This window comes from Streptomyces sp. NPDC002490 (genome assembly GCF_040296045.1).
In the GTDB taxonomy this organism is placed as follows: Bacteria; Actinomycetota; Actinomycetes; order Streptomycetales; family Streptomycetaceae; genus Streptomyces.
This window is the reverse complement of record NZ_JBEOWM010000067.1, coordinates 17,030-29,489: the sequence shown is the minus strand read 5'-3', so window position 1 is coordinate 29,489 and position 12,460 is coordinate 17,030. Positions and strand designations below refer to the sequence as shown.

The following is a 12,460-nucleotide window of genomic DNA, read 5'->3' as shown; positions in this document are numbered from 1 at the left end:
GAGCGGGAGCAGGGCGTCGGTGCTCTGGACCCTGACGAAGTCGGCCGCAGCCCGCAAGCGGGACGCGTCCTTGGGAGCGTTCGTCGTCATCGCGGCGCCGCGGCGCCCAGCCGTCCCCGTCCGGCCTGGACCGGGACCTCATCACGCGGACCACGGTGCGGATGCTGGACGCCCAGGGGCCGGCGAAGTTCTCGATGCGCCGGCTGGCCGCCGAACTGAACGTCACCGCGATGTCCGTCTACTGGTACGTCGACACCAAGGACGACCTGCTGGAACTGGCCCTGGACGCGGCCACCGGCGAACTGCGCCTGCCCGCCCTGCCACAGGACCCCGCGGCCCGCCGCGCCCAGTGGCGCGAACTGCTGCGGGCCACCGCCCGCGAGTACCGGGCGCTGCTGGTGCGCCACCCGTGGCTGTCGGCGCTGGCCGGGCACTTCCTCAACGTCGGGCCGAACTCCCTGGAGTTCTCCCGCACGGTGCAGGAGATCGTGCGCTCCACGGGGCTGCCCGCGCAGGGGCAGACGGGGGCGATCGCCGCGGTCTTCCAGTTCGTGTACGGCTTCGGGACCGTCGAGGGCCACTACATCCAGCGGTGCGCCGAAGCGGGCCGCACCCAGGACGAGTACCACCGCGAGGCCATGGGGGCGATCTCCGACGAACCGGGGATGGCCGTCCTGTGGGACTCGGCGGCCGAGCTGATGGAGGCGCGCGGCGGGGACACCGTCGAGGAGATGCGGGAGCGGGACTTCTCCTTCGCCCTGGAGCTGATCGTCGCCGGCATCGAGGCCATGATCGAACGGCACGCCCGGGACGCCGGTACGGGCTGACCAGCGGTCCGCGGTCAGCCCCGGCGGCCCCGCAGCGGCACCTCCCGGATGAACAGCGCGAGCAGCAGCGCCGCGGCGGCCAGCGGGGCGGAGACCAGGAACACGTCCCCGATCCCGTGCCCGTACGCCCCCTCCAGCACCGTGCGCACCGGTCCGGACAGCGCGTCGAGGTCGGGCAGGGCGCCGTCGCCGGCGCCCGGGGCGGGGGCGGTGCCGAGCGCGGCGAACCCCTCGCGCACGTGGTGGTCGACCCGCAGGGAGAGGAGCGCGCCGAGCGCCGAGACGCCGACCGCGCCGCCCAGCGAGCGGAAGAACGTCACCACCGAACTGGCCGCCCCGAGGTCCTCGGGCCCCACCTGGTTCTGGGTGCAGAGCACCAGGTTCTGCATCATCATGCCGATGCCCAGCCCGGTGAGGGCCATGGACAGGGCGATGTACGCGTACGGGGTGTCCTGCCGCAGCCCGCCCAGCAGGCCCAGCCCGGCGGTCAGCAGCACCCCGCCGGCGAGCAGCCACGCCTTCCACTTCCCGGTGCGGGTGATGATCAGCCCGGACGCCGTCGAGGAGACGAACAGTCCGGCGATCAGGGGGATCGTCAGCAGCCCGGACGAGGTGGGGGACTGCCCGCGCGCCAGCTGGAAGTACTGGCTGAAGAAGACCGAGCCGGTGAACATCGCGACGCCGATGAAGAGGGAGGCGAGCGAGGCGAGGGTGATCGTCCGGTTCCGGAACAGCCGCAGCGGGATGACGGGGTCGGCGGCCCGGCGCTCCACCAGGACGAAGGCCGTGCCGAGCAGCAGCGCCCCGCCGACCATCAGCGCGGTCTGCCAGGACGACCAGGGGAAGGCGTCGCCGGCGAAGGTGACCCAGACCAGCAGCAGGCAGACGGCGGCGGTGACGAGGAACGCGCCGGTCCAGTCGATGCGGACGTTCCGCTTGCGCACCACGGGCAGCCGCAGGGTCTTCTGGAGCAGCACCATCGCGAGCACCGCGAACGGCACCCCGACGTAGAAGCACCAGCGCCAGCCGAGCCACTCCGTGTCGGTGATCACCCCGCCGAGCAGGGGTCCGCCGACGGTCGCCACGGCGAAGTTGGCGCCGAGGTAACCGCTGTACCGGCCCCGCTCACGGGGCGAGATCATCGCGGCGATCACGATCTGGGCGAGCGCGGAGAGCCCGCCGACGCCGATGCCCTGGACCACCCGGCAGGCGATGAGGGTGCCGGTGTTCTGGGCGAGTCCGGCGACGATCGAGCCGGCCGCGTAGATGACCAGGGATATCTGGATCAGCAGCTTCTTGGAGAACAGGTCGGCGAGCTTGCCCCACAGCGGGGTGCTGGCGGTCATGGCGAGCAGGGCCGCGGTGACCACCCAGGTGTAGGCGCTCTGGCCGCCGCCGAGGTCACCGATGATCTCGGGCAGGGCGTTGGTGACGATGGTGGACGACAGGATCGCCACGAACATGCCGAGCATCAGACCCGACAGGGCCTCCATGATCTGCCGGTGGCTCATGGCGGGAGCGGTGTCGTGGTGCTCCGCACGGGCGCCGGCGCCTTCGCGCACCCCGGTCGGTGTGGTGGTCATGCGCGGGTCCGTTCCTGTTCTCGGCCGCCGTTCGCGGTCGGTGCGCCGGTGGTCCGTGGTCCGTCGAACTCGGCGCGGAGCCGGGCCAGCAGGGTGGTGAGTTGGGTGATCTCGTCCTCGGACCAGTCGCCGAGCCGGCGGGCGAGGTCCCGGGTGCAGCGGGCGCGGAGGTCGGCGAGCTGCGCCTCGCCCGAGGAGGTGAGGCGCAGCAGGCGGGACCGTCCGTCGAGGGGGTCGGGCGAGCGGGCGACCCAGCCGCGGTCGGTGACGTGGGTGACGTGCCGACTGCTCACCGAGGGGTCCACCGCCAGCAGTTCGGCGAGCCGGCCGCTGCGCAGTTCCCCCTCGCGGGCCAGGACGTGCAGCACGGCCGCCGCCCCGGCGGGGCAGTCGGCGGGGAGCAGCCGGGCGAGCCCCCGGTTCACCGCGCCCACGGCGTTGAGTTGCCGGACCAGTTCGGCATAGGCGGACCGCGCGGCCATGACCCTCCCTCGTTTTGTTGCTTAGAGCAACCATAGAGGTTAATTGGTTGCCGCAGGCAATGTAAGGGGGGAGGGGTGGCTAAAAACCTGGCAAACCTCCCGGGGCGGGCCGGGGAACGCAGGCGGTGGGGGTGGCGCGCGCCGCAATCCGTGGACGAGAAGGGAAGGAGGGGGCGGAAGGGGCGGGCGGGGCCGGTGCGGCTCGATGCGGGAGGCCGGGGCGGCCGGGGGCCGACCCCGCTCTTGGGACGGCTCCGCCGATTCGGCTAGTGTCCTGCCCCATGGCACAGAACCCCCAAGCCCCGCACGGTCCTCAGGGCGGCAACGACCCCGCGGGCAGCACCCAGATGTTCCGCGCCTTCGTCGACGAAGGCGGCACCTCCCGGAGTGCGGCCCGGGCGGCGGCCTCCTCGTCCTCCGGTCCGCGGGTCGGTCTGATCCTCGGTGTCCTCGTCGGCGTCGTGGTCCTGGTGGGCGTCGCCTGGCTGGCGCTGGGCTGAGCGTCCGCGCGCGGACGCACGACTGACGGGCCCTCGAAGCATCCCTTCGAGGGCCCGGTCGGCGTGCGCGGGTGGTCCGGGGCCGGGTGCGTTCCCCGGGCCGGGCGGTGTCCTTCGGACGCCGGTTCAGTCGGCGATCAGCAGTCCGTCGCGCAGCTGGGCGAGGGTGCGGGTGAGCAGTCGGGAGACGTGCATCTGGGAGATGCCGACCTCCTCGCCGATCTGCGACTGGGTCATGTTCGCGAAGAACCGCAGCATGATGATCCGCCGTTCGCGCGGCGGGAGCTTGGCGAGCAGCGGCTTCAGGGACTCGCGGTACTCGACGCCCTCCAGGGCGGTGTCCTCGTAGCCCAGGCGGTCCGCGAGGGAGCCCTCGCCGCCGTCGTCCTCGGGGGCGGGGGAGTCCAGTGACGAGGCCGTGTAGGCGTTGCCCACGGCCAGTCCGTCGACCACGTCCTCCTCGGACACCCCGAGCACCGCGGCGAGTTCGGGGACGGTGGGCGAGCGGTCGAGCTTCTGGGACAGCTCGTCGCTGGCCTTGGTGAGGGCCAGCCGCAGCTCCTGGAGCCGGCGGGGCACCCGCACCGACCAGGAGGTGTCCCGGAAGAAGCGCTTGATCTCCCCGACCACGGTCGGCATCGCGAACGTCGGGAACTCCACGCCGCGTTCGCAGTCGAAGCGGTCGATCGCCTTGATCAGGCCGATGGTGCCGACCTGGACGATGTCCTCCATCGGCTCGTTGCGGCTGCGGAAGCGGGCCGCGGCGTACCGCACCAGCGGGAGGTTCAGCTCGATCAGGGTGTCGCGGACGTAGGCGCGTTCGGGGCTGTTCTCGTCCAGCGCGGCGAGCCGCAGGAACAGGGACCGGGACAGGGTCCGGGTGTCGATGGCAACCGGAGCGGCCGGCACCTCCGGGGGCTCGACGAGCGTGACGGACCCGGGGGCGACGGGGGATTGCGAGGTCTCGGAGCCGTGGAGCTCGGCGGGCGCGGATTCGCTCTTCGTGAGCGTGAGCACCTTCGAGCTGCCCTGTTCTGCGGACATGCCACCCCCTTGAGGTCGCTGACGGTCGGCGGCCGGCCGTTCCCGAAGGAACGTAGCCTCCACCTGAATACCGGAGCCTGGGGTCCGGCAAACGCGCTGCCGGAAGAATGTCACATGTCGGCAACACGCTGTAGTGACTTGTCGACATCCTGTCGCGAGCCACTCGGGGGTTTCGTGCCGATTTGATGGTATGTGCGGCCTGTTGGGCGCGGACCGGCGCACGGAGGGTGCAACCCGATCCGGCTACGCCTCGATCCTGTTTGCGGATCGTAGTCGCGCGAAGCTCCGGGCCAGCAACCGGGACACGTGCATCTGGGAGACGCCCAGCTCCGCGCTGATCTGCGACTGGGTCAGATTGCTGTAGTAGCGCAGCAGCAGGATGCGCTGTTCCCGCTCGGGGAGTTGGACGAGCAAGTGCCGGACCAGGTCGCGGTGTTCGACCCCGTCCAGGGCCGGGTCCTCGTAGCCGAGGCGGTCCAGCAGCCCGGGCAGTCCGTCGCCCTCCTGGGCGGCCTCCAGCGAGGTCGCGTGGTACGAGCGGCCGGCCTCGATGCAGGCGAGCACCTCGTCCTCGGTGATCCGCAGCCGCTCGGCGATCTCGGCGGTGGTGGGCGAGCGCCCGAAGCTGGTGGTCAGGTCCTCCGTCGCCCCGTTGACCTGCACCCACAGTTCGTGCAGCCGGCGCGGCACGTGGACGGTGCGCACGTTGTCGCGGAAGTACCGTTTGATCTCGCCCACCACGGTGGGCATCGCGAAGGTCGGGAACTGCACGCCCCGGTCCGGGTCGAAGCGGTCGATCGCGTTGATCAGGCCGATGGTGCCGACCTGGACGACGTCCTCCATCGGCTCGTTGCGGCTACGGAACCGGCCCGCCGCGTACCGCACCAGCGGCAGGTTGGCCTCGATCAGCGCGCAGCGCACCCGGGTGTGCTCGGGGGTGCCCGGTTCCAGGTGCCGGAGCTGCCCGAACAGGACCTGGGTGAGGGCCCGGGTGTCGGCGCCCCGGCGCGGGGGCGCGGGAGCCTCGGAGGGCGGCTCGTCCGGTGCGGGCGCGTGGGGCACGGCGGGTGCGGAGCCGGCCGGCGGGGCAGGCTCCGGGGGGGTCCGGGAGGGGGTCCGGAGCCCCCCGGGGGCACAGGGGGCGTTCCGGAGTTCATGGGGCGCGTGGGTGCGGGTGGAGGGCGCAATCTGGTGTGCATGGGGCGCGAGGGGGTGTGCATGGGGCGCAAGGTGTGCGACTGCTGTGCCGGATGGGGCGGGGGAGGCCGTGGGGTCGGACTGCTCCCCCTGCTCCTCCTGCCCCCCGGTCCGTTCGGCGGGGCCGCGGGGGGCGCCGGAACCGGCGCCCGGGGTGTTCCGGGGTGGAGCCTGGCGAGGCGCAGTACTGGCCGGCACGGTCAACGCCACCCCTTCGTCGCGCTGGTCCCCCCGGGCTTCCCACGGTGGGTCACCATCCTGCAAAAGCGGTCATAGCATCACAAGACATGTGCACTGTGTGCAAGCACCCTAAAACGCCGTGTTGGGCGACATGTTTCCCCAGGGAAAAGCCCTCCACGGTGGCCGTGGAGGGCGGGAGTGTCGCCGCTCGGTGCGCGGGGACCGGCAGGCGGTGGCGGGACCGGGAGGTCCGCGGCCCGGAGGGGCTCAGAACGGGTAGTCGACCAGGACCCAGGTCGCGAACTCGCGCCACCGGGCCGCCGCGGCCTGGTGGGCGGGGTGGTCGATGTACCGCTGGAGCGCGTCCGTGTCGGCCACCGACGAGTTGATCGCGAAGTCGTAGGCGATGGGCCGGTCGGTGACGTTCCAGGCGCACTCCCACGAGGCCAGCTCCGGGATCTGGCCGCCCAGCGCGCGGAACGCCTCGACCCCGGCGACCACGCGCGGGTCGTCGCGCCGCACGCCGTCGTTGAGCTTGAACAGGACGAGGTGACGGATCACGGGAACTCCTCGGCGGAACGGAACGCCGGCCCCGCGGGGCCGGGCGGAGGTGCGGCTACTCGCCGCCGTTGGCGACCCAGGTCATGAAGTCGCCGATGGCCTGGGCGGCGTTCGAGATGCCTTCGAAGCCTATCTGCACGTAATCCGCAGCCTGGGCCGGGTCCGTGATGATCACGTAGAGCAAGAAGACGACGACGACGTACAAAGCGATCTTTTTCGCGTGCACCACGGTGGTGCCCTCCCCTGTCGTCCAGCCTGGCACGTCCCCCGTCACCGGCGGTGCAGTGTAACCCGGGACCAACGGCCCTCCCATGGAGGCCCTTTGTCCATCGTGCGGCGGCCGGCGCTGCGGCAGGCTGTTACCTGAGCCCGGCGGGGTCTGGCAGGAACCCGCGAGGGGCTCAGGGACGAGCCCCTCTGCGGGGCCCGGAGCGCACCGTGTGTCCCCTGGTGACGGTCCGGGCTTGGGGAGCGTCCTCATGGGAGGGGCGGCGAACCCCCGTCGCCGTCCCTCCCGCCAACGACCGGCCCCGTGACGCCTTCGTGGGGGAAGGCGTCACGGGGCTCATCCGTTCCCGGGGGACGGCAGCCGGGGCGGCTACCGGAGGGTGCGGAGGAAGACGTCCGTCCTGCCGTTGGTGTCGCCGGGCACGAGGTCGTCGGCCGCGGAGGTGAAGACCACCTGACGTCCGCCCGTGCTGACGGCGTCGATCCCGGCCGAGGCGGGCCGGTCGGTGACGATCTCGTCGGTGCCCGTCTCCAGGTCGCGCAGGGCGAGCGGGGCCGGTCCCGTCGTGCCGGACGGGGTGTGGAGCAGGTAGCGGCCGGTGGGGTCGATGGCCACGCCCTGCACGCCGGGGACCAACAGGGCGGTGCCCGAGGCGGTGTCGTGGACGTGGGTGTCGGGGCCCGAGAGGTAGACGACCTTGCTGCCGTCGTCACTGAGTTGGACCAGCGACGCGGCCTTGGCCGGACCCTCGATCGGGCCGGCGACGGCGTTGCTCGTCCGCTGCCACAGGAAGACGTCCCGTTCCCCGCCGTCCTGGTAGGCGAGGACGCCGGCGTCGGCGCTGACGGACGGTCGGGTGGGTGCGGTGTTGTGGACGACGTCGATGGTCCGCAGGGCTCCGCCGAGGGCGGCGTCGCGGATCTCGATGCGCTGGTTGGTCTCCGGGCGCCGGAAGCCGACGCCGAACGCCTGGTGCTCCTGGCCCGTGCCCATCGCCGCCTCGCAGGTGTGGATCGAGCAGGTGTAGGCCGTCCACCACCCCCTGTCCAGGTGCGATTGGTAGAGGGCCATGTGGTCGAACCGGTATCCCAGGTGGGCGACGATCTGCCCGTCGCTGCTGAGCATCCCCGGCCCCGCCGGGCCCCAGTCGAACTTCCTGTTCTGTCCGGTCGCCGACTCGCGGACGAACACCGCCTCGTTCCTCCCCCCGCCGCCGGGGGTGAGGTTGTCGGCGTACGACGAGAAGACGATGCGGTGGCCGGCCGGTGCGATCGAGGCGGCGGAGGAGTCGCCGTTGGCCTGGGTGCCGTCGGCCGCGACGCTGACCCGCTCGACGCCGGTCCGGCGGTTGTCCCCCGCGTCCGCCGGCGCGGCCGATGCCGCGCCGGGCGGCAAGGCCGTGAGCGAACAGACGACGGCGATGCCCAGTGCGGCTCGCACCCGTGTGGTGGTGCCCCGGTTCGTGTTCCCTCTCATGTTCCCCCCAGGGGGTCTCCTCCGCCGGTACCGCACCGGCGGAGGAGCAGCATGCAACCGCGCCCTCGGTGCCCGGTCAACGCCCGCGCACCGCGGGCCCCGTGGGGAGGCCCGGTTTCGGTCAGGGGCGAGCGGTACCCCCGCGCCCCGGGGCCGTGCCCGCTGCCCGGTGCGCACCGGCTCCACCTGCGGTTCCTCGGGGGAGCCGGAGGGGGCGGGCGTCTCCGTCCCGCCGGGCCCCGCACGCCGGGCCCGTGCGGACGCACCGAACGTCGACCGAACCGGCTGCGGGACGCGGCGGGGGCTGCGGTCGGGCGAGGTGAGGGTGTCGTAGTACAGCGTGTGCTGCGTGATCCTCGGATCCTCGCGCAGCAGATGCTCGGTCTCGGTCCGTGAGTACACCGCCCGGCCCGGGTCAAGGAGCGTCCGGGCAAGCCATCCGTCGAATCCGTCGTCGGGGTGCGGGCGGGCGGCCACCGGACGGTAGCCGGGTGCCCCGCCGAGAACGGCGTGCACCTTCAGCGCGGTCAGCTGGTCTTCGATCTGCCAGAAGTCCCGGCTGGCCCGGTAGTCGAAGGGGCCGAGGCGCACGTCGACGACGGCCCGGCCGCGCAGCGGTTTCGTCCCTGAGAGCAGCTCGTGCATGACGCTCGTCGCGGAGCCGCACGGGATCAGGCGCGGGCCCGGTCCGGCCCCGGGCCGGGCGCCGCGCTGACGCTCGTCGTAGAGCTGCTGGAGCAGCCCTGGGATCTCGGGTGAGTGCTGGAGCAGATACGGCAGCTCGTCGATCACCAGCAGGGGGTGTGGTGAACGGGCTGCCACTCCCGGTCCCGGTCCACCACATCGTCCGGCTTGGTCGGCAGATTGCTCTTCACCGGGCCTCCAGCACATCCACTCCGTCGTGCTGGGATTCATCGGGCCTGCCCCAGGCATGGCGCAGAGGGATCGACGGGGATGGGGCGACCGGACATGCCTCGTGCCAGGCCCGGCAAGGAGGAGGATGGAGGAGGCGCGAGGGCCACCGTGCTGGCACATCACCACGCAGAACACCCCCTGATTGCGTTTCCGCAGATCAGAGGGTGTGAGAGCGGTAGCGGAGGGATTTGAACCCTCGGTGACGGGTTACGCCACACTCGCTTTCGAGGCGAGCTCCTTCGGCCGCTCGGACACGCTACCGGGAGAGACCTTACCCCAAGGTCGGGCGTGCGCCGAAATCCGGTTGCCGCCCGGTCCGGGGCGGTGGGGCGGGGGTCAGCGGCCGGTGCGGAAGAAGTCGGTGAGCAGTCGGCCGCACTCCTCGGCGAGGACGCCGGCGACGACCTCCGGGCGGTGGTTGAGCCGGCGGTCGCGGACCACGTCCCAGAGGGAGCCGGCGGCGCCGGCCTTCTCGTCGCGGGCGCCGTAGACCACGCGGTCCAGACGGGACTGGACGAGGGCGCCCGCGCACATCGTGCAGGGCTCCAGGGTGACCACCAGGGTGCAGTCGGCGAGGCGCCAGTCGCCGAGCGCGGTGGCCGCCCGCCGGATGGCGACGATCTCCGCGTGGCCCGTGGGGTCGCCGGTGGCCTCCCGGTCGTTGTGGCCGGTGGCGAGGGTGTCGCCCCGCGGGCCCAGCACCACGGCGCCCACCGGGACGTCGCCCCCGGCGAGTGCCGCCCGTGCCTGCTCCAGGGCCGTCCTCATGGCCCCCTCCCAGGGGCCGCGCACCGCATCGCTCACGGTGGCCAACCTACCGGCGCCCGGCGGCACCGGCGCCCGCCACCGGGCCGGTGCCGCCGGGCCGCGAGGTCAGCGCACCGCTTCGAGGAGCTCCGAGGCCCCGAGGGCCTCGGCGATCCCGCCCAGGGCGTCGCCCGGGTCGAGCGCGCGCAGTTCCCGGTCGGAGACGCCGAGGTCGTCGAGGAGGTTCGCGTCCCCGAGGGGTCCGGTGGCCACCGCCTCCTCGGCGTCGGTCCCGGCCCCGGACTCCTCTCCTCCGGAGGTCGAGCCCTCCGGCTCACCGTCCTCCGTGCCGTCGAGATCGAGGGAGTCGAGGTCGTCGTCGTCGCCGTACTCCCGTCCGATCAGTTCGTTCGTCAGGATCTCCCCGTACGAGCTGCGGGACGCGGCGACGGCGTCCGAGACGTACAGGCGGGGGTCGTCCTCACCGTCGACCCGGACGACCCCGAACCACGCGTCCTCCTGTTCGAGGAGGACGAGGACCGTGTCGTCGTCCTGCGAGGCTTCGCGGGCCAGGTCGGTCAGGTCCGACAGGGACTCCACATCGTCCAGTTCCGTGTCGCTCGCTTCCCACCCGTCTTCGGTGCGCGCGAGCAGTGCGGCGAAGTACACCGTGACTCTCCCACTGGTCTGAGGCGTGCCGCTTGGGGTTCCCCCCGGCGGAGGTTGCGGGTGGGGCCAACGGTACGCGTGCCCCGCCCAGTCGGAATCGTGGCAGAAACCGGAGCGGGAGGAGGGGTCTTCGGCTCGCTGCGTGCGCGTCGCGTGCTCCGCCCGGGGTGCGCGCCACCTCGGGCGACCGCCGCCGCGACCCTCCGCGCGCCCTTCGCGAGCCGGTTCCCGCCCGGGCGGGAAGCGGGCCCCGGGCCCTCGGGGCGTCCCGGGCGGGGCGGCGGGGCGAGGCCCTCCGGACCCCGGGAACGTGTTCGGCGTCACGTTCGTGTCGGCCGCGGCGGTGCGGGGGATCAGCCCCGGAACGTCCGCATGCGCATCGCTTGTCGCATCCGTGCCGCGCGCGCCCGACGGGGCCGAACCCGGCGGCGCAGTTCCCTCGCCTCGACGAGTTCGCGGAGGAACTGGGCGCGGCGCCGGCGGCGTTCGGCGTCGACGGGCGGGGTCCCGGCGTTCTCCGCACCACTGCGGGATCGTTTCGGCATGACGTCTCACTCCCCGGCGGTCCGCGGGCGGTCCGCCGGTTGCTCGGGGACGGTGTGGGACGCGCCTTCCCCCGATCGGCGGTTTCGATGCCGGAATCGGCCGCTTCGGCCCCGGTTACTGTGGGGGGATGCGTCTCCACGTCGTCGACCACCCCTTGGTCGCCCACAAGCTCACCACCCTGCGCGACCGCCGCACGGACACCCCGACCTTCCGGCGGCTCGCCGACGAACTGGTCACCCTGCTCGCCTACGAGGCGACCCGCGACGTGCGGACCGAACGGGTGAGCATCGAGACGCCGGTCTGCCCGACCACGGGGGTGAAGCTCTCCCACCCCCGTCCGCTGGTGGTGCCCATCCTGCGGGCCGGGCTCGGGATGCTGGACGGCATGGTGCGCCTGCTGCCCACCGCCGAGGTGGGCTTCCTGGGCATGATCCGCGACGAGGAGACCCTCCAGGCGTCCACGTACGCCACCCGGATGCCGGAGGACCTCTCCGGCCGTCAGGTGTACGTCCTGGACCCGATGCTGGCGACCGGCGGCACGCTCGTGGCCGCCATCCGGGAGCTGATCCGCCGCGGCGCCGACGACGTCACGGCCGTGGTGCTGCTGGCCGCGCCGGAGGGCGTGGCGGTGATGGAGCGGGAACTCGCGGGGACGCCGGTCACCGTCGTCACGGCCTCGGTGGACGAGCGCCTCAACGAGGTGGGCTACATCGTGCCGGGCCTCGGTGACGCCGGCGACCGGATGTACGGCACCGCCGAGTAGTCCCGGGCGCCCCTGCGCCGCGGGGCCGCCGTCCGGCGGGCCCGCGGGCGGGTCAGCGGCGGCAGTCCGCCGACCGGTCGGCGGACGGTGCGGGGCTCGGCGCCGGGTCGGCCAGCGCGGCGAGGGTGCGGGTGGCGGCGGCCTCGGGGGCCAGCTTGCCGAAGGCCGTGCCGATGATCAGGTCGACCTCGGCGGAGGCCCGGCCGTCGGTGCGCTGCTGGGCCCCGGCGAGCTGGGCGGCGAGCACCGGCAGCGCGGTCTTCGCGGTGGACTTCCCGCCGAGGAGCAGCGCCGGACCGGGCACCTTCTTGTCGTACTGCCGGGTGGCGTTGCCCACCTCGCCGATGGCGAAGCCGCGTTTGCGCAGCTCGTCGGCGGTCTTCTTGGCGAGGCCGCTGCGCGGGGTCGCGTTGAGGACGTTGACCTTGATCGCGGCGGGCTTCGGGAGGACGACCGCGCGGGGCTTCGCCGGGGCCGGCTCCTTCCGGGCGGCGTCGTCCGCGCAGCCGGAGGCGGCACTGGCCCGGTCCCCGCCGCCGGTGAAGACGTCCACGAGCTGGAGGGTGCCCCAGCCGATCACGCCCGCGGCGGTGAGGGAGGCGACGCAGGCCAGGACGACCCTGCCGCGGCGGGGCCCCCGTCGCATCCGCGGGTACTTGCCCCCGGTGATGCGGTACTCGCCGCCCATGCCGGGGGGTGTGAGCATGCTCATGTGCGCAGCGTAGTGCCGTGCGCCGGCAA

Annotated in this window: 14 protein-coding genes and 1 tRNA gene; 3 read left to right on the top strand and 12 right to left on the bottom strand. The window is 73.0% G+C overall.

Annotation, left to right across the window (positions count from 1 at the left end; genetic code table 11):
• Positions 1-125 precede the first annotated feature (125 nt).
• On the top strand, positions 126-827 hold the full coding sequence (locus ABT092_RS28290; protein ID WP_351248831.1) for a TetR/AcrR family transcriptional regulator: 702 nt from the start codon (positions 126-128) through the stop codon (positions 825-827).
• A 14-nt stretch (positions 828-841) separates the two neighbouring features.
• Here ABT092_RS28290 and ABT092_RS28285 read toward each other — a convergent pair whose 3' ends face one another.
• Together ABT092_RS28285 and ABT092_RS28280 are read right to left on the bottom strand one after the other, a co-directional pair.
• Positions 842-2,338, bottom strand: a complete 1,497-nt coding sequence (locus ABT092_RS28285; RefSeq protein ID WP_502968523.1) for an MDR family MFS transporter — start codon at positions 2,336-2,338, stop codon at positions 842-844.
• Between the two features lie 68 nt (positions 2,339-2,406).
• On the bottom strand, positions 2,407-2,892 hold the full coding sequence (locus tag ABT092_RS28280) for a MarR family winged helix-turn-helix transcriptional regulator (protein ID WP_351248825.1): 486 nt from the start codon (positions 2,890-2,892) through the stop codon (positions 2,407-2,409).
• 281 nt (positions 2,893-3,173) lie between these two features.
• Here ABT092_RS28280 and ABT092_RS28275 point away from each other — a divergent pair, with 281 nt between their 5' ends.
• Positions 3,174-3,392, top strand: coding sequence for a hypothetical protein (locus tag ABT092_RS28275; RefSeq protein WP_351248823.1), 219 nt, complete (start codon positions 3,174-3,176; stop codon positions 3,390-3,392).
• A 126-nt stretch (positions 3,393-3,518) separates the two neighbouring features.
• On the opposite strand, the gene ABT092_RS28270 is transcribed toward ABT092_RS28275, so the two are convergent.
• From ABT092_RS28270 to ABT092_RS28230, 9 genes are all read right to left on the bottom strand, one after another.
• The gene (locus ABT092_RS28270; protein WP_351248821.1) at positions 3,519-4,436 is read right to left on the bottom strand and encodes an RNA polymerase sigma factor SigF; all 918 of its coding nucleotides are present in this window, start codon (positions 4,434-4,436) and stop codon (positions 3,519-3,521) included.
• Positions 4,437-4,679: 243 nt separating this feature from the next.
• Positions 4,680-5,498 carry an RNA polymerase sigma factor SigF gene (locus tag ABT092_RS28265; protein ID WP_351248819.1) on the bottom strand — a complete coding sequence of 273 codons (819 nt, stop codon included), beginning with the start codon at positions 5,496-5,498 and terminating at the stop codon, positions 4,680-4,682.
• 582 nt (positions 5,499-6,080) lie between these two features.
• A complete protein-coding gene (locus tag ABT092_RS28260) occupies positions 6,081-6,374 on the bottom strand; it encodes a Dabb family protein (RefSeq protein WP_351248817.1) in 294 nt (97 codons plus the stop codon).
• Between the two features lie 55 nt (positions 6,375-6,429).
• On the bottom strand, positions 6,430-6,648 hold the full coding sequence (locus ABT092_RS28255) for a hypothetical protein (RefSeq protein WP_351248833.1): 219 nt from the start codon (positions 6,646-6,648) through the stop codon (positions 6,430-6,432).
• 324 nt (positions 6,649-6,972) lie between these two features.
• Positions 6,973-8,901: a hypothetical protein gene (locus tag ABT092_RS28250; protein WP_351248815.1), complete on the bottom strand. Its 1,929-nt coding sequence runs from the start codon at positions 8,899-8,901 to the stop codon at positions 6,973-6,975.
• A 266-nt stretch (positions 8,902-9,167) separates the two neighbouring features.
• Positions 9,168-9,255 (bottom strand) — tRNA-Ser (locus ABT092_RS28245).
• A gap of 75 nt (positions 9,256-9,330) precedes the next feature.
• Positions 9,331-9,762, bottom strand: coding sequence for a tRNA adenosine(34) deaminase TadA (gene tadA, locus ABT092_RS28240; RefSeq protein WP_351248829.1), 432 nt, complete (start codon positions 9,760-9,762; stop codon positions 9,331-9,333).
• A gap of 105 nt (positions 9,763-9,867) precedes the next feature.
• Complete coding sequence (locus tag ABT092_RS28235) at positions 9,868-10,410, bottom strand: tRNA adenosine deaminase-associated protein (protein WP_351248813.1); 543 nt, start codon at positions 10,408-10,410, stop codon at positions 9,868-9,870.
• 353 nt (positions 10,411-10,763) lie between these two features.
• Positions 10,764-10,955: a hypothetical protein gene (locus ABT092_RS28230; RefSeq protein ID WP_351248811.1), complete on the bottom strand. Its 192-nt coding sequence runs from the start codon at positions 10,953-10,955 to the stop codon at positions 10,764-10,766.
• A 128-nt stretch (positions 10,956-11,083) separates the two neighbouring features.
• Here ABT092_RS28230 and upp point away from each other — a divergent pair, with 128 nt between their 5' ends.
• Positions 11,084-11,719 carry a uracil phosphoribosyltransferase gene (gene upp / locus ABT092_RS28225; RefSeq protein ID WP_351248809.1) on the top strand — a complete coding sequence of 212 codons (636 nt, stop codon included), beginning with the start codon at positions 11,084-11,086 and terminating at the stop codon, positions 11,717-11,719.
• 52 nt (positions 11,720-11,771) lie between these two features.
• Here the strand turns inward: upp and ABT092_RS28220 are convergent, their stop codons facing one another.
• Positions 11,772-12,431, bottom strand: coding sequence for a LytR C-terminal domain-containing protein (locus ABT092_RS28220; RefSeq protein WP_351248807.1), 660 nt, complete (start codon positions 12,429-12,431; stop codon positions 11,772-11,774).
• Between the last annotated feature and the right edge of the window lie 29 nt (positions 12,432-12,460).

Coding starts and splice junctions, on each gene's coding strand:
- ABT092_RS28230 (WP_351248811.1), bottom strand. CDS start 10,955: ATGCCGAAACGATCCCGCAGTGGTGCGGAGAACGCCGGGACCCCGCCC.
- upp (WP_351248809.1), top strand. CDS start 11,084: ATGCGTCTCCACGTCGTCGACCACCCCTTGGTCGCCCACAAGCTCACC.
- tadA (WP_351248829.1), bottom strand. CDS start 9,762: ATGAGGACGGCCCTGGAGCAGGCACGGGCGGCACTCGCCGGGGGCGAC.
- ABT092_RS28275 (WP_351248823.1), top strand. CDS start 3,174: ATGGCACAGAACCCCCAAGCCCCGCACGGTCCTCAGGGCGGCAACGAC.
- ABT092_RS28270 (WP_351248821.1), bottom strand. CDS start 4,436: ATGTCCGCAGAACAGGGCAGCTCGAAGGTGCTCACGCTCACGAAGAGC.
- ABT092_RS28280 (WP_351248825.1), bottom strand. CDS start 2,892: ATGGCCGCGCGGTCCGCCTATGCCGAACTGGTCCGGCAACTCAACGCC.
- ABT092_RS28285 (WP_502968523.1), bottom strand. CDS start 2,338: ATGAGCCACCGGCAGATCATGGAGGCCCTGTCGGGTCTGATGCTCGGC.
- ABT092_RS28220 (WP_351248807.1), bottom strand. CDS start 12,431: ATGAGCATGCTCACACCCCCCGGCATGGGCGGCGAGTACCGCATCACC.